The organism is Holdemania filiformis (assembly GCF_003459085.1).
Taxonomy (GTDB): domain Bacteria; phylum Bacillota_I; class Bacilli_A; order Erysipelotrichales; family Erysipelotrichaceae; genus Holdemania; species Holdemania filiformis.
In genome coordinates this window covers 26,770-46,897 of record NZ_QRUP01000010.1, presented here as the reverse complement: position 1 = coordinate 46,897, position 20,128 = coordinate 26,770, and the positions used below count along the sequence as shown (strand labels likewise).

General features: G+C 52.4%; 18 protein-coding genes. 8 read left to right on the top strand and 10 right to left on the bottom strand.

Annotated features, from left to right (window positions below):
• Positions 1-63 precede the first annotated feature (63 nt).
• Genes DWY25_RS09310 through DWY25_RS09300 form a run of 3 tightly spaced genes read left to right on the top strand, consistent with a single transcriptional unit; the run spans position 64 to position 2,539 of the window.
• Complete coding sequence (locus DWY25_RS09310) at positions 64-1,560, top strand: sensor histidine kinase (RefSeq protein WP_244925956.1); 1,497 nt, start codon at positions 64-66, stop codon at positions 1,558-1,560.
• Positions 1,557-2,276 carry a response regulator gene (locus DWY25_RS09305; protein WP_117895004.1) on the top strand — a complete coding sequence of 240 codons (720 nt, stop codon included), beginning with the start codon at positions 1,557-1,559 and terminating at the stop codon, positions 2,274-2,276. Before DWY25_RS09310 ends, DWY25_RS09305 begins: the two co-directional genes overlap by 4 nt.
• Positions 2,276-2,539, top strand: coding sequence for a hypothetical protein (locus DWY25_RS09300; RefSeq protein ID WP_117895003.1), 264 nt, complete (start codon positions 2,276-2,278; stop codon positions 2,537-2,539). Before DWY25_RS09305 ends, DWY25_RS09300 begins: the two co-directional genes overlap by 1 nt.
• Before the next feature lie 286 nt (positions 2,540-2,825).
• Here the strand turns inward: DWY25_RS09300 and fucO are convergent, their stop codons facing one another.
• Together fucO and DWY25_RS09290 are read right to left on the bottom strand one after the other, a co-directional pair.
• Positions 2,826-3,977, bottom strand: coding sequence for a lactaldehyde reductase (gene fucO, locus DWY25_RS09295; RefSeq protein WP_117895002.1), 1,152 nt, complete (start codon positions 3,975-3,977; stop codon positions 2,826-2,828).
• Between the two features lie 91 nt (positions 3,978-4,068).
• Positions 4,069-4,626: a TetR/AcrR family transcriptional regulator C-terminal domain-containing protein gene (locus DWY25_RS09290; RefSeq protein ID WP_117895001.1), complete on the bottom strand. Its 558-nt coding sequence runs from the start codon at positions 4,624-4,626 to the stop codon at positions 4,069-4,071.
• Between the two features lie 257 nt (positions 4,627-4,883).
• Between DWY25_RS09290 and DWY25_RS09285 the strand changes: the two genes are divergently transcribed.
• The 5 genes from DWY25_RS09285 (at position 4,884) to DWY25_RS09265 (ending at position 8,784) form a co-directional block, all read left to right on the top strand.
• On the top strand, positions 4,884-5,276 hold the full coding sequence (locus DWY25_RS09285) for a hypothetical protein (protein ID WP_117895000.1): 393 nt from the start codon (positions 4,884-4,886) through the stop codon (positions 5,274-5,276).
• Positions 5,270-5,737 (top strand): potassium channel family protein, encoded by a 468-nt coding sequence (locus DWY25_RS09280; RefSeq protein ID WP_117894999.1) that lies wholly within the window; start codon positions 5,270-5,272, stop codon positions 5,735-5,737. The genes DWY25_RS09285 and DWY25_RS09280 overlap by 7 nt, the downstream gene beginning before the upstream one ends.
• 2 nt (positions 5,738-5,739) lie before the next feature.
• On the top strand, positions 5,740-6,405 hold the full coding sequence (locus tag DWY25_RS09275; protein WP_117894998.1) for a potassium channel family protein: 666 nt from the start codon (positions 5,740-5,742) through the stop codon (positions 6,403-6,405).
• Positions 6,402-7,880 (top strand): TrkH family potassium uptake protein, encoded by a 1,479-nt coding sequence (locus tag DWY25_RS09270; protein ID WP_117894997.1) that lies wholly within the window; start codon positions 6,402-6,404, stop codon positions 7,878-7,880. The genes DWY25_RS09275 and DWY25_RS09270 overlap by 4 nt, the downstream gene beginning before the upstream one ends.
• 262 nt (positions 7,881-8,142) lie before the next feature.
• Positions 8,143-8,784 carry a chloramphenicol acetyltransferase gene (locus tag DWY25_RS09265; RefSeq protein WP_117894996.1) on the top strand — a complete coding sequence of 214 codons (642 nt, stop codon included), beginning with the start codon at positions 8,143-8,145 and terminating at the stop codon, positions 8,782-8,784.
• Positions 8,785-9,000: 216 nt separating this feature from the next.
• On the opposite strand, the gene DWY25_RS09260 is transcribed toward DWY25_RS09265, so the two are convergent.
• The 8 genes from DWY25_RS09260 to DWY25_RS09225 form a co-directional block, all read right to left on the bottom strand.
• Positions 9,001-9,450: a hypothetical protein gene (locus DWY25_RS09260; protein ID WP_117894995.1), complete on the bottom strand. Its 450-nt coding sequence runs from the start codon at positions 9,448-9,450 to the stop codon at positions 9,001-9,003.
• Between the two features lie 64 nt (positions 9,451-9,514).
• Positions 9,515-10,849, bottom strand: coding sequence for an MFS transporter (locus DWY25_RS09255; RefSeq protein WP_117894994.1), 1,335 nt, complete (start codon positions 10,847-10,849; stop codon positions 9,515-9,517).
• Between the two features lie 51 nt (positions 10,850-10,900).
• Entirely contained in the window at positions 10,901-12,223 is a 1,323-nt protein-coding gene (locus tag DWY25_RS09250) for a hypothetical protein (RefSeq protein ID WP_117894993.1), read from the bottom strand.
• A gap of 54 nt (positions 12,224-12,277) precedes the next feature.
• Positions 12,278-15,307, bottom strand: coding sequence for an AAA domain-containing protein (locus tag DWY25_RS09245; protein WP_117894992.1), 3,030 nt, complete (start codon positions 15,305-15,307; stop codon positions 12,278-12,280).
• 491 nt (positions 15,308-15,798) lie between these two features.
• The gene (locus DWY25_RS09240; protein ID WP_006057238.1) at positions 15,799-16,176 is read right to left on the bottom strand and encodes a BlaI/MecI/CopY family transcriptional regulator; all 378 of its coding nucleotides are present in this window, start codon (positions 16,174-16,176) and stop codon (positions 15,799-15,801) included.
• 184 nt (positions 16,177-16,360) lie between these two features.
• Positions 16,361-16,819, bottom strand: a complete 459-nt coding sequence (locus tag DWY25_RS09235; protein ID WP_147336680.1) for a hypothetical protein — start codon at positions 16,817-16,819, stop codon at positions 16,361-16,363.
• A gap of 76 nt (positions 16,820-16,895) precedes the next feature.
• Entirely contained in the window at positions 16,896-18,827 is a 1,932-nt protein-coding gene (locus DWY25_RS09230) for a BglG family transcription antiterminator (protein WP_117894990.1), read from the bottom strand.
• Positions 18,828-18,898: 71 nt separating this feature from the next.
• The gene (locus tag DWY25_RS09225; RefSeq protein WP_117894989.1) at positions 18,899-20,128 is read right to left on the bottom strand and encodes a hypothetical protein; all 1,230 of its coding nucleotides are present in this window, start codon (positions 20,126-20,128) and stop codon (positions 18,899-18,901) included.

Sequence of the window (20,128 nt, the reverse complement as noted above, 5' to 3'; positions counted from 1 at the left end):
TCTTTTCGCAAAATGGACAGTTTCCTCATTTTAGGCTACAATCAGTACCAGGAGATGAGCACGATGTCAAATTCCCGGATTTCTTTTTCCAGGACGACGCTGCTGCACGGGCTGCAGATGACGGGATTGTTGGCGGGAGCGACCGGGATGGGCCTGGTTTTCCGCCAGCTGGGCTTCCCGGAAACCAACGTCGTTCTGTTATATTTACTGGCAGTGCTGCTGACGGCCTGGATGACCCGCGGTTATGCCTGCGGCGTACTGGCTTCGCTGGCGGCGACGCTGGTCTTCAATTACTTTTTTACCGCGCCCTACTGGTCGTTGTCCGTCGATGATCCGAGTTACTGGATCACATTCGTAATCATGACCATTACCGCCTTCATCACCAGCGCCCTGACGTCCAAAGCCAAGCTCAACGCGCAGAACGCGCTGCAGCGGGAACAGGAAATCAAGACGATGTATGCGCTCAGCCGGCGGCTGAATGAAGAGATCGACATCCGGCAGATCGCCCGTCTGGCTGCCGAGGTGCTCGCCGGCGTTTTGCAGGCCGAGGTCCGCTGCCTGTGTCTGGATGAAAATGAACAGCCGGCAGCCCTTTATGGCGCCCGGCCAGGTCAGAGCGCAATGCCTCTATCCGGCGATGAAACCGCGGTTAACGATAAACCCGGACTCCCGCTGAGCGGGGACACCGTCGAGCTGTTGCTGCAAAACAACGGTGTTCGGCTGGCAGTACTGCAAATTCCGTTAGAAACCATGAACACGATCAGCGAGGCTGACAAACAGCTGGTCCAGTCGCTGAGTGAAACGATCACGCTGGCGATGGACCGCTTCCGCACCGCGAAACAGAAAATCCGTTCGGAGGAGGAAGCAGCTCAGGAACGGTACCGAAGCAATCTGCTGCGGGCGATTTCCCACGATCTGCGCACACCGCTTTCGGCGATCATGGGCAGCGCGGAGATGATCCGCGGCATGAGTCAGGAAAACGATCCGCGGTACGACCTGGCGCAGGGGATCTATCAGGACGCAGACTGGCTGCATTCGCTGGTGGAAAATATTCTCAGCCTGACGCGCATTCAGGACGGTCATCTGAACCTGCATCTGGAAAAGGAAGCAGCCGAGGAAATCATCGCTTCCGCGCTCGATCACATCGCTAAACGGGCGCCGCAGCGCACGATCCAGGTTTCCATTCCGGACGAGGTGCTGATGATTCCGATGGACGGCAAGCTGATCCAGCAGGTGCTGATCAATTTACTGGACAACGCCCTGAAACATACCCGGCCGCAGGAGGAGATCACCTTGACGCTGCGGCGGGAACAGAACGAAGCAGTCTTCACCGTTCAGGACGAAGGCGAGGGGATCGCCGAGAAGGATCTCGAACACATTTTCCAGACTTTTTATACGACGCGCACACGCCGGGCCGATGCACAGCATGGCATTGGCCTGGGCTTGCCGATCTGCGAGTCGATCGTACAGGCGCATCACGGAACGATCAGCGCCCGCAACCGGACTGACGGACACGGCGCGGAATTCACATTCCGGCTGCCTTTGGAGGAAACACGATGAACAAGTTTACAGCCCGGATCCTGATCGTCGAGGACGATCCACAGATCCGTAATTTTATCAGCTATGTCTTGAGCGCCGAGGGCTTTGCCAGCGACAACGCCGCGACGGCGCAAAGCGCGATGACGCTGTTGACGGCGAATGTTTACGATCTGATGCTGCTGGATCTGGGACTGCCGGATTACGACGGCATGGATGTGATCCGTAAGGTCCGCGAATGGTCGGAAATTCCGATCCTTGTCGTATCCGCACGCGATCAGGATCAGGAAAAAGCTCAGGCGCTGGATGCCGGGGCTGACGATTATCTGACCAAGCCCTTTTCCACAACCGAGCTGATGGCCCGGATCCGCGTGGCGATCCGGCATGCTTTCCGGCAAAACACCGCGGCGGTTCAGAAGGTGCTGACGGTCCGCGAGCTGTCGCTGGATCTGGAAAAGCGCCAGGTTACACTGCGCGGCCAGCCGCTGCATCTGACGCCGATGGAATACAATCTGCTCAGTTTATTTCTGCGCAACAGCGGCAAGGTCTTAACCACCCGTTATCTTATCAGCGCGATCTGGGGCAGCGGTTATGGCGAAGACACCCAGGCCCTGCGGGCCTTGATGGCCGGACTGCGGCGCAAGATTGAGGAAAATCCCGCGAAGCCGCGCTATATCGTCACAGAAATCGGCGTCGGCTACCGGCTGGTGGAACAGGAAATTCAGAAAGGACCCTACTAATGCAGAAAATACAGACACAGGAAACGCTCTCAGCACTCAAAAGCGGTGAAATTCTGATGACCCGGAAGGCGGATCAAATTCAGTTTTACGCGTTGGTGAACGATCGGATTCGGGTTCAGAACGCGAACAGCCGCTACACGCTGAGCATCGAGGAATGGCAGGCGTTATTCTCCGATGAGGAATTCTGGATCTACGAACCCGTACAGGCCAGTGAAATTTCGCTGGAAAAGGATGCGGAATACTATGGCTGGAATCATAAGTAGGTTTCCTATCCGTCTTATTCCACAGAAGCCTCTGTCAAAACTATCCCCAAAAGCCTGCACTGGCTGCCGGAAACGAGATTCATGGTTTCCGGCTTTTTTTAGTTTGCCATGCGGAGATCATCGGCGCGCAAAGACAACTTCCGCGCCGGCTGCGGAAACCACAAGAAAACACTGGAATGCTCCAGTGTTTTTTGATGATTCATCAGCATTATGCCGGGGAATGATTTTACCGGCAGCGGCCCGCTGCCTGAGTTCCTGAAATTTCAGGAATGACGCAGGTCTTCAATTAAAACGCTTTCTTATAGACGTCCAAGACCAGCTCAAAGGTGCATGGACGCGGATTGCCGCCGGTGCAGACGTCCGCCATCGCCGCTTCCGCCAACGCCGGCAGATCTTCTTCCTGTACGCCGATTTTCTTCAAGGTCTGCGGGATATTCACGTCCAGGGACAGCTTGCGCACCGCGTCGATCGCCGCCTGACGGTATTCGGTTTCATTCATTCCGTCTACGCCGTCAACCCCTAAAACCCGGGCAATTTCGCGGAATTTCTCACCCGTATAATCCTTGTTGAATTCCATGACATACGGCAGCAGCACCGCGTTGGCAACGCCGTGAGGAATACCGTAAAAAGCACTTAACGGATGCGCCATGCCATGAACGACGCCCAATCCGACGTTGGAGAACGCCATGCCTGTCATATACTGACCCAGCGCCATGTCTTCGCGGCCCTTTGGATCATTGTCCACGGCGGCGCGCAGCGAACGGCCGATCAGTTCGATCGCCTTCAAGTTCAGCGTATCCGCCAGCTCCCAGGCAGCCAGCGTCGTATAGCCTTCAATCGCATGGGTCAGCGCATCCATGCCGGTCGAGGCGGTTAAGCCCTTCGGCATGCTTGACATCATATCCGGATCGACAATCGCCACTGCCGGCAGATCATGCGGATCCACGCAGACGAACTTCCGGCGCTTCGCTTCATCCGTAATCACATAATTAATTGTTGTTTCCGCAGCCGTGCCCGCCGTTGTCGCGACGGCGATCATCGGCACCGCTTTGTTCTTCGTCGCGGCCGTGCCTTCCAATGAAACCACGTCGGCAAATTCCGGGTTGTTGATGATGATGCCGATGCCCTTGCCGGTATCCTGCGGCGAACCCCCGCCGATGGCGATCAGATAATCCGCGCCGGCTTCCTTAAACGCAGCTACGCCTTCCTTCACCATATCCACAGTCGGATTGGCTTTAACCTTATCATAAATGGCATACGGCAGACCCGCCGCCTCCAACAGATCCGTAACTTTCTTAACAACCTGGAATTTGACAAGATCCGCATCCGTGACGATCAGGCCTTTCTTAAAGCCGCGGCTTTTCACCTCATTCACGATTTCGTTGATTGCGCCGTAGCCGTGGTAGCTTGTTTCATTTAACATAAAGCGATTTGCCATACTTGATTTCCTCCTTCGCTTTCTTCACTTCAATTGTAAATAAATTAACAAAGGATTCAAGTTACACTTTGATAAAAATGTAACAATCATTTCATTCCAGCTCAGTATCCCGCAGCACCGCCCGAAGCTTTTCCGGCTGAGCGTCGATCAACAAATCCACAATGGTTTCCGGGCTTTCCTTCGCGCCCTGGGTCACCCATTTTACCGTCATCTGCATCGAGCCTTCACAATACATCTCAAGCAGAAACTGGATCTGAGGCGTCAGCGGCCGGCGTGTCTTCCGTTCAATCCACTCCGTGTAGAAGTCAAGAATGCATTGGTAATCATAACGCATTAATGAATTATAGTCCTGCGATCGGAAGGCCTGGGAGAAAAATGTTTTTTCCTGCCGGATGAATTCAAATTTCTTCAGCAAGCCTTCCCGCAGTGTATATTGAACGCCCATCAGTTTAAATGATTTCTCTGCCAGCCGCTCAAAGTACCAGTTGACCAGATCATATTTATCCTGGAAATGCCGGTAGAACGACTGCCGCGTTGTCTGTGCGGCAGTCACGATATCCCGGACGGTGATTTTATCCAGGGACTCCGTTTCCATCAGCGCCTTGACCGCCTCGGCCAGCCGATACTTCATCGTTTCTTTTTCCGCCATCGTTTCTCATCCTTTTGTTCTGTCTGTTTGTATTTTATCATAAAAAGAATTCCGTTTTCCGTCAACCGCCGGGATGCCGGATTCCCTGATTTTATGCGTTCCCCGCGGCCTTTTCAATCCGTTTTCCACAGCTGAGTTTCTACTTTTTCCCGCCGCTCTCCTCACGCCATTCTCACACGGCGAACCGGTTTTCTCACACAAAACTCACAGCTTTCACGGTATTCTATTCCCGTCAAGATAAAGCGGAGGTCTTCAAAATGAACGAAATCGTAAATCCCATTCAACTCAATGAATTGATCGAAACGATCCGGATTGCGGTCCGCCGGCGGGATTACGCCGGCGGAGAACTGGAAATTGCCAAGGCGATGCGCGATCATCCGCATTCGCCAATCCCGCATAACCTGATGGGAATTTTATTCGTCAGTCAACAGGAACAGCTAATTGCGCTGAAGCATTTCCGGGCCGCGGCGGCGCTCGATCCGACCTATCTTCCGGCCCGCTGCAATCTGGAATTGTGCGCGTCCATGAACGCTCAGGGAAGCTTCGCTTACTCCGTAAGCGACTGCCGTGAAGTTTCATCGAATCCCTGGACTATTCTCTATGATGAAAAAGGCATCGGCCATGTGGTAAGGAGGAAAACTTCATGTTAAGCATGAACTTATTTGGCAAATCAGAGCTGACGGTCATCGTCGGCTGCGGACGGCTCGGCTCCACGCTGGCAAATCAGCTGTCAGATGCGGGCAAAAATGTGATTCTGATCGATCAGAACGAAGCCGCCTTCCGTAAATTATCCCCGGCCTATGCCGGACTGACGCTGACCGGTGACGCGACTAACCGCGCAACTTTAAACCAGGCGGAGCTGAATCGCGCCGATCATCTGGTGATCGTCACCAACAACGACAACACCAACATCATGATCGCGCAGCTGGCGCGGGAATGCTTTCGTACACCGCAGATCATCTGCCGGCTGTATGATCCGCAGCGGGAATGTGTTTACCGGGAATTTGGAATTCAGACGCTCTGTCCAACGAGACTTTCAGCGCTGGCCATCGAGCGGCTGTTAGCGGATTGCACTGCAATCCCGGATGGAAAACAAGAGGAAGGTTATTGACCATGAAAAAGCGAATTCTGATCATCGGCGGCTACCATAAAGCGCAGCGTCTGGCCCGCTCCTTTCTGGACAAGGGCTACGACGTCACTGCGATCAACAAAGATCCCGCCCATTGCCAGGTTTTAGCGCAGATGCCCGGATTAACGGTCATGACGGGCGACGGTTCCAAACCGTTCGTGCTGGAAGACGCTGCGGCGGAGCAGGCGGATATCGCGATCGCACTGACGCCGCGGGATGATGATAACCTCGTGATCTGCCAGCTGTGCAAAAAATTATTTCATATCCGCAAGACGGTTTCCCTGACTGCCAGTCCGGAGAAAGTAAAATTTTTCTACAAGATGGGGATTGATTCCGTCGTCTGCGCCTTATCTACGATAACCAGCATCGTCGAGCAGCAGGCGTTTCTCGACGAATTTACAACACTGCTTCCCCTGAGCGGCGGTCAGCTGCGGATTTCCGAGCTGCGGCTGCCGGCTTCCTCACCGGTGATCGGCAAAACGCTCGGTGAACTCCAACTGAGCCGCGAGGTGATCATCGCGACGATCCTGCGGGCGGACCAGCCGTTAGTTCCTCATGGCGACACGCGGCTCGCGGCACAGGACGTCCTGATCCTGATCGCCGCCGCCAGACAGGAGACCGCCGCGGTCAAGGTGCTGACAGGGCGATGAAAATGATCAAAAAAGCGATCCCACTCAGTGCGGATCTTGCCGGTAAATTCATGATTTTGTGCGGTCTGCTTTGCGCTGTTCCGCTGCTGACGGGACTCTTCTTTCCTTTTCAGCCCGGAGAACTGGAAGCTTTCGGCATCCCCGCCGGTGTCTCCATCCTGGCGGGTTTAGGCGTCTGTTGGAAAGCTCGCGTCCAGGATCCTGATGTGCCCCGTCCGCTGCAGATCCAGAAAAGCGGCAGCTTTGTCTTGTTCGCCTGGCTGTACGGAATTCTCATCGGCGCTTTACCCTTTGTCCTGGCCGGCCGGCTGAATTTCATCCAGGCCTTGTTTGAATCGGTCAGCGGCTGGACGACAACCGGCTTGTCCGTGCTGCATGTGTCTGAGGTTTCACCGATGTTCCTGTTTCACCGCGGCTTCATGCAATATTGCGGCGGGCTGGGATTCGTGATGGTGATGACGTTGTTCGTTGTGAACCGACAAAGCATGAATTTGGTGCTGGCGGAAGGGCATTCGGATCAGCTCGCTCCGAATCTGAGCCGGACTGTGCGGCTGATCTGCCTGATGTATACGACATTTCTGGTGCTTGGCACGGCGGCGTATACTCTGGCCGGCATGAATGTCTTCGACAGCCTGATCCACGCGATGTGCGCCCTGTCAACTGGCGGGTTTTCCACCCGCGCGCAAAGTATCGGCTACTATCAAAGTCCGTTGATCGAATTCATCACCGTGGTGCTGATGTTGATCGGCACGACGAATTTTGCGGCGCTGCTGCTTCTGATGCGCGGACAGATACGGAAGTTTCTGGCCGTCAGCGAGATCCGGTTTCTGGGTCTGATTCTGGCGGCAGCGATCCCGTTAACAGCGCTGGTGCTGTTCTGCGCCGCTTACACCGGACTGCCCGGCAGCTTCCGGATCGCATTCTTCGAGGTGATTTCCGCCTTGTCGACTTCCGGTTTTTCCACTGTCGGCTATGCGGACTGGCCGCAGGCGGCGGTGTTCCTCCTGATTCTGATGATGTTGATCGGCGGCGGCATCGGCTCGACGGCGGGCGGGTTAAAGCTGACGCGGGTGTATTTGATGTTGCGGGGACTGGGCGATCATCTGCGCCGCCGCGGTGCTCCACGGCAAACCGTTACCTGTTCGTTCTATACCCGGCCGCAGGGGAAAACGATCATCGATCAAAAGCTGCTGGAAGGAACCTCGTGTTTTGTCTTCAGTTACTTCCTGATCTATTTAGGCGGGACGTTCCTGCTGATGCTGACGGCGAACTGCACGTTGATCGAGGCGATGTTCGATTTTGCTTCCGCGCTGGGGACTGTGGGATTGTCGATCGGCATTACCGATCCGGCCACGCCCGCGCTGGCCTTGATTGTGGAAATGGCGGGCATGCTTCTAGGACGCTTGGAGATCTTCATTCTGCTGGCCGGGATCCGCACCGTGTTCCTGCGCTTAAAAGCTGCGATTTGCCGGTAGCGGTTTTGTTTCGAGATATGCGGAAAACACGGACTTGCGGAAGGACAGTCAATTTTCCCCCGCTGTCTTTTTTGCTTCTCAATCTTGAGAATCAACCGGGTCTGTTCTATAATGAGACCAGGTTATAACAGCTCATAATCAGGTTGAACGTTTCTACCCTCTGCCGTAAATTGTGGATGATAATCCGAAAGGGTTAGACTCTGCGTTTACGGCTTTTCAATTCCCTTTTATTTTAAACCGCGTGTGCGCCAAGGAGAAAATCATGAATTATCAAATTATAGACCTGGAAACCTACAAGCGAAAAAACCACTTTGAATACTTCAGCCAGCTTGCTTATCCCTATGTCGGCGTGACCGCCGATGTCGAGATCACTGAGTTCCACGCCAAAATTAAAGAACAGCGTCTGCCGTTCTTCCTATCCTTCTGTTACTGCGCCGCTCAGGCCGCAAATACCGTTCCGGAATTCCGCCAGCGGATTGTGGAGGGGCAAATCATTCAGTTTGACCGCTGCCGGACTTCTCATACCGTCGCTCTGGAGGATGGAACCTATTGCTACTGCACATTGGATTATTCGCTGCCCTTCTCCGATTTTCTGACTTATGCGCAAAAGATGCAGGAAGCGGCGAAGCAAAACGGATCGATTGCGGAAAGCGAGGGGGACACGCTTGATTTATTCTACATTTCCACGCTGCCCTGGATTTCATATTCCGCATTGATTCAGCCGGTGTCGATCCCTGCCGACAGTAATCCCCGGATCACTTGGGGCAAGTTCTCAACGCGGGATAACCGGCTGGTTCTGCCGGTATCTGTGTTATGTCATCATGCCTTAGTCGACGGCCGCCATCTTGGACTGTTCTATCAGGCTCTGGATCAGGCCTTAGCCCAGCTGTGCGCCGCTCTGTGACGCTGATCGGTCACGCCTCGAAGAAGCCGGTGTTTCTTGTCATCCAGCCGCTATCCAAACTTAAGCGCCGGAAGCCGCCCCGCAGGGATGGCATCAATGCCAGATCCGATCACGATTGATGATCGACATCGCTGCCAAAAGCAGAAAAATATTTTAGTCAGGTATGATTTGGCAAATCGTATCTGACTAATTTTATTAATAAGATAAGATGGGTTTTTACTCTGGATTTCTCGGTTCACGGTTGCCTTTGATCGTCAGTTCCATCGATTCCAGCTGATGAAACACGCATTCCACTTCATCCTCAATCTGACTGCGGACCGCTTCCGAAAACGGTTCAAGGAATTCCGCGATCGCTTTGTCATATTGATTTTTATACTTTGTGTTCAGCTGTTTCCAGTTCACTGCCCGAAACCAGGACAAACGTTCTTCATGGATCTTCAGCTGGCCTTGCATCATCATCACAGCCAGAATGGGATAACCTGGATAATGCTGCCACAGTGTCGCGTTGTCGTTGCTGGAATAGCCGTTTTCCAAAAACTTGACCGTGTACCGTTTGGCGTGATCCGAGGAGAGAACATAAGCGCGGTCTGTCTGGATGTCAATCCGTTGATCTGCCACGGCGCTCAGCGCTTCGTAGATTTTTGATAGAGGGGGTTTTTTTTCCATGCTTGACTCCTTTATTTTTATTCTTCTATTATACCCTGTCCGCGATCGCTGCGGACTTTTTTACTCAACTCGCCCCGGATTCTGTGCTGATGCCTTCCTTCAAAAATTGATTCAGGCGGCGGTTTCTCACAAACGGCAGGTAGAGAATCAGACAAATCCCCTGACCGATCGCTGAGAGCAGGCCCAGAGCCAGGCTTTCGCCAAAGAAACCGAATGCCAGCGTCGAGATCAGCCGGCCTGCCGTCATGATCGACGTTTCCAGCGCGACTAACCGGCCGCGCATCTGTTCCTCGCAGCCCAGAATCATCGCCGAAGAAACGATGATGTTGCCGATCGAATTCAACAGATTGGCGATCAGATACGAAACGCATACCAACGCCGGATTGCGGCTCAAGGCGGTGATGAACGAGGCGAGGATGCCAAGGATCATCGGCAGTAAGCTGCACAGCTTATCGCGCAGCGGTTTGGGCAGCATTCCGGGGATAAACGTTCCGGCTACCGCGCCGACGCTGCCGAAGGTCAGATATAAACTGTAAAATTCATCGATCAGTCCCTTCTGCTGCAAAAACGGCAGTGTCACTGACGACAATCCGGATACCAGCACATTCCAGGCTAGAAGCAGAAGCAGCAGGTCGCGCAGGAATGGATTGCCGAACGTGATCTGTAAGCCCTCTTTGAAATCGTTGAAAAAGGAACTTGACGCTGAGGCCGGGACTTCGGTCGGCCGCAGTGTGATGAAACATTCCGACAAGGACGATGCCCAATACAGCACGCCGTTGACGATCAACAAAGTTGCCGGCCCGCACATCAGCGCCAACAGGCTGCATATTCCCTTGCCGGTCAGGTTGATGACCATGAACAACCCGGTGTTCCACGACTGTGCCTTCATGAACTGGCTGCGCGAAACGACAAGCGTAAACGCGGCCGTTGCGGCCGGGTTAAACAGTGCGTTGCACAGCGCCATCGCCGCCGCACACAGAATCAGCACCGGCACCGATAACGGACGTCCCCAAAACCACATTCCAGCCAGCACCAGCGTCACTCCGCGGATAAAGTCCATCAGCACCATCATCCTTTTCTTGCTTCGCCGGTCGACGATCGGTCCCAAAAACGGCGTGATCAGCACGGAAACCGCCATGCTGATGGAACTCATGACGCTCATCATCATCGTCGATCCCGTCTGTTTGTAAACCCAGATCCCGGCCGCTATGCTGAACAGTACGTCGCCGAAGCCGGAGAACAGGTTGCCCTGAAGCAAAAGCAGATAGCTGCGGTTGCGTAGCAGCGGTTTTTCGTTCTCCTCCATTCGCTCCTGTCTCTTCCCATTCTCTGGAGCTTCCTTTATCGCTTCATCCATTAATGCCTGCGGCATTTTTACTTTCGTTGCTTTCTTTCTCATCTTGATCACCCGGCTTCACTATAACAAAAACAGGACCCGCAAGTCCTGCCTTTATCCATTGATCCAAATTTCGCGGATCAGCGCCGGTTTCCGACGTTTTGTAATCTGCTCAAAATCCGCCAGCCCTTTGTAGCTGCCGCTCTGCTGCACCAGGGTCAGCAGTTCGTCATGAAGCAGCGGTATCAACTCCTGCGGACGATAGACCGTGTCTTCAATCTCCGGCAGAATCTCTTTCAATATGCACTGCTGCAGTAAGCCCGGCGCTTCCCCGGCCTGCTTTGCCTCATAATACCGATAAATAGCCAGCGTTCCGGGCGTCGTCCAGCGGTCAAGGTAGATCTGCGCCAGGCTCAGAATCCGCACCGGATCCAGAGGGCAGTGAAATAAATGCGGCAGATAATACAATGCCAGATAGGGCGCCTGGGCTAACGCCCGGTCAATCCGCTCCGTCCCCTTTTCTTCGCCGCCTTCGCACAGGCACAGTCCCAGCTCCATCCAGCCCTGGCTTGTCAGCTCCTCCGGCAGCGCAGCCAGCGTCTGTTCAAAGGATCCGCTCCTGCGAAAAGCGTCATCTGGATCGAATTGCTTCCAGATCCGGAAGCGCATGATCTCCGTGAGGGTGCGCACGGCATCCGATAACGGAAACGAACCGCTTAACACCTGATTAAAGCAATCCAAGGCTTCCGCCTTGCGGTTCAGCGCAGAAAGGAAGGTGCCCTTGCGGTGCAGCCAGATCCCGTCATGCGGCTCGCACTGCTCCAGCCGTTCCAGTAAGGTTTCGGACAGTTTCCGATCCGTCCATTGATTGATGTTGATCTGCCAGAACAGGACGATCATCATGACGTATAAATCCTCATCCAGCACCTGAGCCAGATCAAGATACATGAAAATCTGATTTTTCAGCTTCGCGTCAAATTCGCGGTACCGGATATACAGCGGTTTGTGCGGCTGTGTATCCGGAAAGGCAAGATGCTCGATGATCAAGGACAGACACAGCTGCAGCTCCATCGTGATCACCTGCGTTGTCGGCGGCAAGGCTTCGATATCCGTAAGCAGCTCACCGAGCGCTTTCTGATCGAACTGTTCGTAAGCCTGCTTCAGCCGCTGGATTCGTTCTTTACGAAGACTAACCTGTTCGGGTTGTTTTAACGGCGTTTCCCCCAGTTTTCTGAGCAGCAGCTCCAGCCGCTCTTCATCCTGAATTCCCTGGCCTTGTTCCAATTTATATAACGTCATCCGCGAACAAATCGCTTCCCCCGCTTCATCGAGGATAAATTGATCCTGCGTCCAGCCGCCGGCCGGATCTTCCTTTAAGCGCTGACGGCGGTGGATGCCGATCAGCACGCCGGCCAGGCGTTTTGTTTCTTCCTGCATACACTGTCCTCCTCTGCCGGATTCATAAGTCCCTGTCCAGCCGCTTCGTTCAGGCTATTCGCCTAAAGCTTCTAAAATGGATTCCTTGATAAACGAATAGCGGCGCACATAGTCGTTGCGGATCGTGATCAACCGGAGTTGATGCACCTCGCAGATCTGACGCTTTTTCTGGTCCCGGCTGCGGACCTTGGCATCGTTGAAATGCTCCGTGCCGCCAACCTCCACCGCCAACAACGGCCGGTGACTTAAATCATAGATCACAAAATCAAAATGAGCTTGATTTCCGTACATAAACAACTTTCGATCTCCGGCATCCAATTCCAGGACGTCAGTGATCTTGACCTTCTGTTCAACTAAAATCTGACCGAATACCGATTTGATATGCAGAAGTGTTTTCAAAAACTCATCTTCCGCGGCCGTGTTGAAATACTTGAAATTCTTGACCTTGGACTGGAACAGCTGGCTTTCCCGCGCGCTGATCCGGGTTTGGCCCTGTTTTCCGACATACTGCATCAGTTCCAGTAGATCGTTGGTTTTCCCCTGGGAGAACCGGGTGATCTGGGCCCGGTCGGCGATCATGATAAAATGCTGCTGAGCGCGGGTAACGCCGACATTGATCAGCTCCTGATTGTTTTTCACCCAGTCAAACGTGCCCTGAGTCGTCGATTCTGTCATCGCGCAGCTGAGAATCACCGTGTCCTTCTCGTCGCCCTGGAAGGTGTGGATTGTTCCAACCTTAACGAAATCGAGGTCCTGTTCAGACAGAACCCGCCGGATCATCTGGGCCTGACGGCGAAACGGCGTGATCACTGCAACCTTCTTCTGGGGATGATCGCGGATTTGCCTAACAATCTCCGCGACTTCTTCCATCGCCACGTTTTTCTGCTTCTGCGCTGAGGAATGCACGTCGATCAGCATCAGCGCATCCGGTGAGGCTGGCGGACCGCACATCACCAGCTCCCCGCCGTAATATTTCTGATTCGAGAAAGCGATGATCGGATCCGCGCAGCGGTAGTGATGTTTTAACAGGATAAATTTTGAGATCGTATCGATTTTCAGCATCGTGCTGAGGATCGAATTCATCTTATAATCGTAGGCCTGGGGAATATCGTAATCCCACACCAGGCGGGTGTTGCGGGAAGCGGGCAGCGTGATGACCGGCTGCAGCTGGCTTGGATCACCGACAAACAGCGCCCGTCGGCACCGGGCCATCGGCAATAAGGAAAGCGGATTGCTGCACTGCCCGGCTTCGTCCATGATCATGAGATCAAAAATGGGTTCCGCGGTGGCCAGCTTGCTGCAGGACACATTGGTGGAAATCAGAAATGGAAAACAGTCCAACACTTGTTCCAACCCTTCGCGTTGTTGGATCAGCGCCCGGAACTCGAGAAACCGGTCTTCCGGATTGGGAATCCGAAGGATTGATTGTAATTGTTCGTTGCGTTTGTTCAACAGGCGCTGCAGCACAGCCCGGGATTTCAGGTCGAGAAACCGCAGAACTTCGCGGGGATCCTGCACTGCCTGGATTTCATCTTCGCTCACGCCTTCCAGTGTCTGGCGCTGACGGCGCAGTCCGGCAAGCTGGCTTTCGATTGCCATCGCGGTCATCTGGGCGCTCGGCTCCTGCCGGCTGCTGAACCGCAGCTGGTTTAATACCCCTTCCAGTGATTCGATCTGTTCGTCCAGCTCCAGCCGGGTTTCGATCTGATCCAGCAGCTGATTCATCTGCTTACGGCTGCCGGCCAGTTTCTTCGTCAGTGCTTTCAGTTCTTCCCGTTCTTCCCGCGTCGGCGGACAGGCCTGAGCTTGATCTAAAAGCAGATTGATCTGCACCAGCGCTTCCTCGATCCTCTGATTGGAGCCTAAGCGCAGGATTGGAAAGGTGATCCGCCGGTCATCGCTTTGCAGGGAGTTCAGCTTGCGGTCCAGATTGTCGATCGCTTCGTTGTTGTTGGAAACGACCAGGGCGGTCTGATTATTGAGGAAGCAGGAAAGCAGCACGTTGACGATCGTAGCGCTTTTTCCCGTGCCCGGCGGCCCCTGGACGTACACGACATTTTGATTCATGGCATTGTAAATCGCCCGGAACTGATTGATGTTGACCTGCGATCCCAGCGTCAGAACCGGCGTCTTCCGCCGGCGGCTGACTTTTTCCGGCATCCCGAAGAAGGCTTTCAGCGGGGCGCAGAGCGTCTGATTTTGCATCTGGTTCTGAATTTCATTGTATTCTGTTTCAATATTGATGTTCATCCGGCGCTTGAGTTCAAACAAATACGGCCGTTCATCCACGGTTTCGCCCCGGCTGCAGTTCACCGCAATCTGTTCGCTCATCATCGCGGCCTGATTCGGATAGCGGTCGATGAATTCCCCGGCCGAGCAGTCGAGATAGCGCTGCAGTAAAAAGCGCGGCTGATCCTCGTCGTCGCTGACTTTGATGTTGAAGCCAAGATCCGGCGAGACGATCAGCCGGCGGTGAATCAGATCGAGCAAAAGATCGCGGTAAACGATCGGAATCATCCCATCCCGCCGCTGTAAAGCCAGTACATTGATCGCCAGCTTCAGCCAGGCCGGAGCTTGTTTTCGCCGCTGCAGGCGCAGCTCATTCTGCAGCCGCCGCACCATCTGATCAAATTGTTCCAGGCCCAGCGGCATCGCGTTCTTCTTTAAAATATCGGGATCCAGACCATCGACCAGCGTATAGCTGTGAACGGAGGTGTCCTGATCCAACAGGTAGCATTGCCGGTAATAGCCGAGCACCCGCTCGTTGATGCCGGTATATTCCAGAAAATCAAAGTCGTTGTAATGCGCGCGGATTTTATCGATCAAGGCTTCCTGAAGCGGAAAGATTGTACTTTCGATGACCCGCGCCGACAGAATTTTATCAAAATAAACCGTCCCGTCCAAAACATCCATCGACTTTTCCGGATTGAACATTTTCACTTTCATTCTTCGGCTCGGGACTTCGATATCTTCGATCGCAATCCAAAAAAATGTCCGCTTCTGATCGGTCGTGTTATCATACTCGATCTGCAGCCATTTCCCGCTCTGTATCGATTTTGAACACTCCAGGGCCTTGGAATTCATAGATTGACTTGCTCCTTAAGTTGATTATACCACAGCCGTTTTCAAATAGAAAAGCAGACCGCGCAAAGGTAACAACCTTAGGGCAGTCTGCTTACACAACCAGGATTGAAAGAGAATTATCAATAACGCTGGACAAGCCTGCACTTGATCCGTCGCAGTTAACGAAAAGAACCGCAGAGTTTTGCTTTTCGTTTAGTGCTTATTCCCGCAGGCTTGGACGAAAGCCGCTTGCCCATTCATCAGGAACGTTATGATTTCAGGAGTGTTCACGGGAATCGGAATGGATTCCATGATCTTCCGCAAAGCGGATTCCGTAAATTGCGGCGGGTTGTACTCAATCTGATTTTGAATAAGAAATTCCCGGAAGGCGTCGATCAGCCGATCCTGCGATCAATCTAAATTTCTGGGATATCCCATCTTCTAAACGACTAAGCTTGAATCCAGAAAAGAGATCCGTGCCTTATAAATTATTTTTAAGCAGAGAAATCAGCTTATTCCATAGCTTCATATTTTCTTATAACTGCGTCAATTTCATCAAGCGCCGCCTGGTGTTTCTCCGGATCTTCGATAAAACCGAGAAGAATTTCATCGAAGGTCTTATTTTCACTTTTCATTAAGAGCGAGTTGAGTAAATTTTTAGAATACTGACCTTGAGTGATGGAAACCCAATATTTTGTTCCATCAATTTCTGCTTTCCTGATTAGCTCTTTTTCTTCCATTCTCATTAGAAAAACAGCGACTGAACTATCTTTCCAGTGGTTGGGATACGCTTCACGCACCCTTTTATAAATCTCATGACAAGCGATTTGATATTTGTTGTTCCAAAACAATTGAAGAATTAAATTCTCAGAATTAGATGTTTTTTTCATATAGCGCTCCTTCAGCTACAATTATACTATATTTTGTAGTTATCGGAAGGATTTTTACTAAAGTAAGCCTATTATTTCTATTCCCGGCCTTCAGCTTGTAGATTCAACCTTTTTGATTATCATAGATTCTACGCCCTGTCATCACTCTTCAATTTTCTTTCACTCAGTTTTAACTGTACTCTATTTACTGAGAGGCCCGGCGGCGTATCCTCGATTTCCGTTCCCGCAGCTGCCGCTGAAGGACAGTGGATGTTTCCAATTCCGGCATGCGCCGATGCAGCAACTGGTGCGCTTTCATCGTATCCCGGGTTTCAATAAAATAAATTTCTCCGCTCAAGGTTCGGATTCGGATTCCATCCCGGGTATTCCACTCTGCCACTTCACAGAACGGAATTACTGTCTCCGCCTGCGCTTTTTCCAGAAGCAGGACGATTTCTTCAGCACCAATTCGGACGCAGGTTTCATCCTGAATGCCAAAGACAACGATCAGCGCCGCAACGGCAAAGATCAGGCCGGGAATCATCAGCGCGGCATTTCCGGAAAGGATCATCACGATGGCAAAGAAAGCACACAGTCCTGTTGAGGTTTTTGGCTTCGTTCCGATCCGGATGCCGGCTGTCTCATTCGCTGTCAGTTCTTTCATTTTTACCTCCATGGCCGCGTTCTGCGCGGTCGTCATTATAGCCTTCAAGGAAGTTGAAACACTTTACTTTCACGCTTTATTCCTCCACATTTAATATTTTCCTCAGCGTATTCAAATTGGGCTCGCCGATCAGCAGGCTGCATTTATCCGGGTCAATCAGCATCGCCTGCAGGCCCATTTCATAGTTCTGCAGATCCGGATACGCAGCGGCCTGTATAAAGATAATATTCTGCACAAACCGCTGGTTCCAGGAAACTGCATTTTTCAGGATCAGGAAATGAATTTGATTCACTGCCGATGCTTCGATCACAGCGACCAGCGCCACCCGGTAGCCGCATTCGCAGGTCAGCCGCTTATCCTGATCCGTCAGGAAAGTGACCGGATGCTTGAATTCCGGCATCGGCGCCAGAAACCGTTTGGCGATGTAGCGGAAAACTTCATGCTTGGATTTTAGATCCAGATTCGGCGTGAAGCATTCCGAGGTAAGCTGATGATAAAACCAATAAGCGCCGCAGATCTGGGTAATCCGATATTCCGTTTGCGGTTTCATCGTATTAACTGTACTGTACGACTGATAGTAAACCAGTTTTTCGTCCCGAGCCGCCAGCTTGCGGTCATTGATCAGGATGACGTCAAACTGATCGTAGATTTTCTCAACCTCATATAACTCGCAGGAAGCAATTTGTGCCAGGGAATCCTGATATCGTTTTTGAAGCTGTTCAGCATAGCGCCGGGCTTCACAGAGGCCGTATTTACTCGTAACCAAGACCCGCTGCTTTTTCCTCAGCCGGCCGCGGTCCAGCCCTTCCGCGATGCAGACGGTCAGAAAGACCATTTCCTTATCCGCAATTCTCGTATGAAGCTTATCTTCCAGCAGCCGGGAAAGCTTGCGGCTGTATTCGGCGGCAGTGATCAGCTTGCGCTTCACGCGGGTTACGCCCATATACTGCCGGCTGATATCAAAATGATTGCGGACTTGAAAGCCCCAGAAAAACAACGACAGATTTTCCATCAGCGCGTCCGCGTCCTCAAGCCGGCCGCCGTCATAAAAATCTTCTAAAATGACGTTGGCCGCCAGCTTGCAGAGCGCATAGGCTTCATTGTCCATTTCCTGAATCATCAGATTTCTGCGGCTGTCGAAGGAAATTAAAATCATCGCCAGGAAATAGCTGTCATCGCGCAGAAATTCGTAATGATACCGGCGGTCCAGCAGGGCAACGATCGCCTCTGCCGCGCTGAATTCCACGTCGTAGCTCTCCAGCATCCGCTTTTCTTCCTCGGTAAAAGAAACGCATTTGTTAAACTGATTACGCCGGTAGGAAATCCAGAGCGACTTTGACATGTATTGAAACAGCAGCGACGGGACGCTCAGCGTTTCGCTCTGTTTGAAAAAGCTTTCCAGTACTTCATATACGTTTTCCTCAAATTCAGGATTGGTGATCTGACGACGGATGTTGTCCGGGATTCCCTTGTATTCCGGATTGACATAGATTGTTTTTAAGGCTGCGATGCGGATTGCGATCTCATTGCCGTTGACCTTTAATTTCCCGTTGGCGAAGTTCATCGTGTAGTGACTTTTGAGCGAGGTGCCGTTGGATTTTTTGATTAGCGAGCGGATTGTTGATTCGCTGAAATACAGCATCTGCGACAGCTTATAAAGCGTGACATCCTTCATCAGCATTGCCAGAAGCCGGATTTCACGCTCGCGGAAATTGATCAGCTCCCGCTCCATCGTGTTGACGTCATAATCCAGATCCTTCATAAACTGCCTGAACTGGCAGGCATCCTTGACCCATACCTTGTAGCCCTTCGTATGCGTGCTGACCAGTTCAAAAAAATCATCCAGTTCCTCGGAAAACAGAACCTGATTGATCCGTTTGATATCATCGCGGATCGTCCGCTCGCTCACTCCGGTGACAGCCGCCAGCTGCTTGCCTAAAATATAGGTATCGCTGATGGACAGATAATGCAGGATATTCTTTTCGCGGGAAGTAAAATGATAGACCATGGATTTCCTCCTGTTCTGCAAAGAATCCTCATCAAAGGCAAAATGCTTTCAACGAGGATTCTTTCAATGACTTAATTATTAAATAAATGCTGGATGATCAGGGCGACAAATTCTTCCGCCTTGCCTTTCGGCAGCTGCGTTGAGATTCCGTCATGACCGCCGCCGAATTCGCTGGCTTCGACGACATAGCCGTTCTGGCCGTTCGCATAGCCCCAGACAAAGCACACTTTAGCCTGGGAGCTCTTTTTGATCTGGCGGCCGAAGGCGGAAACCAGCTCGCATGGCAGCACGACAATTTCTAAGTCCTGCATCCGCAGAATCGTCGCTTCCAAATCCATTTTAACATGACCCGCTTTGATTTTCCGCTGGAAACCATTGATTTCCGAGATCAGCCACTTCCGCTCATCGTAAGCGACCGCCTGTTCCAGCTTAGCCTGGGAATCGGCCAGGCGGGCTTTCAGGACGTCGATATCCGGATCGTATTCGATTGGAAAGACAAAGGTTTTTGACTGCGGATGGGCAAGGGTCAGGTCCAGCTTTGTATCAAACTGGGAAATCTGCCGGGCGATGCCTGAGCTGACACGCTTCAGCTCATTGAAGTCATTGTTCTGGCGGTACAGCCGGTTGGACATATCCCCGGCGTTGCCGTTGCAGACAAGCGGCGTGACGTTCAGATACGGAATCAGCTCGCGCCGGACGGCCGCCAGCAGATCGCCTGAAATCTGGTATTCTTCCGGAGAAAGCACGGTGGAATGACAGGACATGTTCACCAAGGCCGCGATGGTAGCGTCGGACTCATCCTTAAATTCGATCACAACAATCGAGGTATCGCCATATTTGTCCTTCGCGTTGCGGTTGCCGTAATATCCCTGCGATTCGCCCTTCGTGCACTGCACGCGCGCCGCTTCGTGAAATTCCTTATTCATCGTTTCCTGCGCGCCGTCGATCAGCTTCTTTAGAACCTCCTTGCGCCACCCATCATCATGCGGCATTTCCGGATTGCGCGTCAGCAGCAGCGGAGCGGAATGACTGTGGTCCGCGCTGAGGATGATGTGATCATAAGGAATGTGCAAAGTTTCGACGATGTGATACTTAAACAGATGGACAAAATCGCAGTCAAAATTAGAAATGTCGGCTTCAATCCATAAAAACGGCTTCCCGTCGATCTGCAGTCCCAGCATAATCGCTTCGATTTCATCATGAACGCCCTTGAACTTCTCCGTCCGCATGGCGTGTCCGGCAATGTATGTCGGATGATCGGGCGTGAGGTTCACGCTTGTCGTAGTCGTAACTTTTACCAT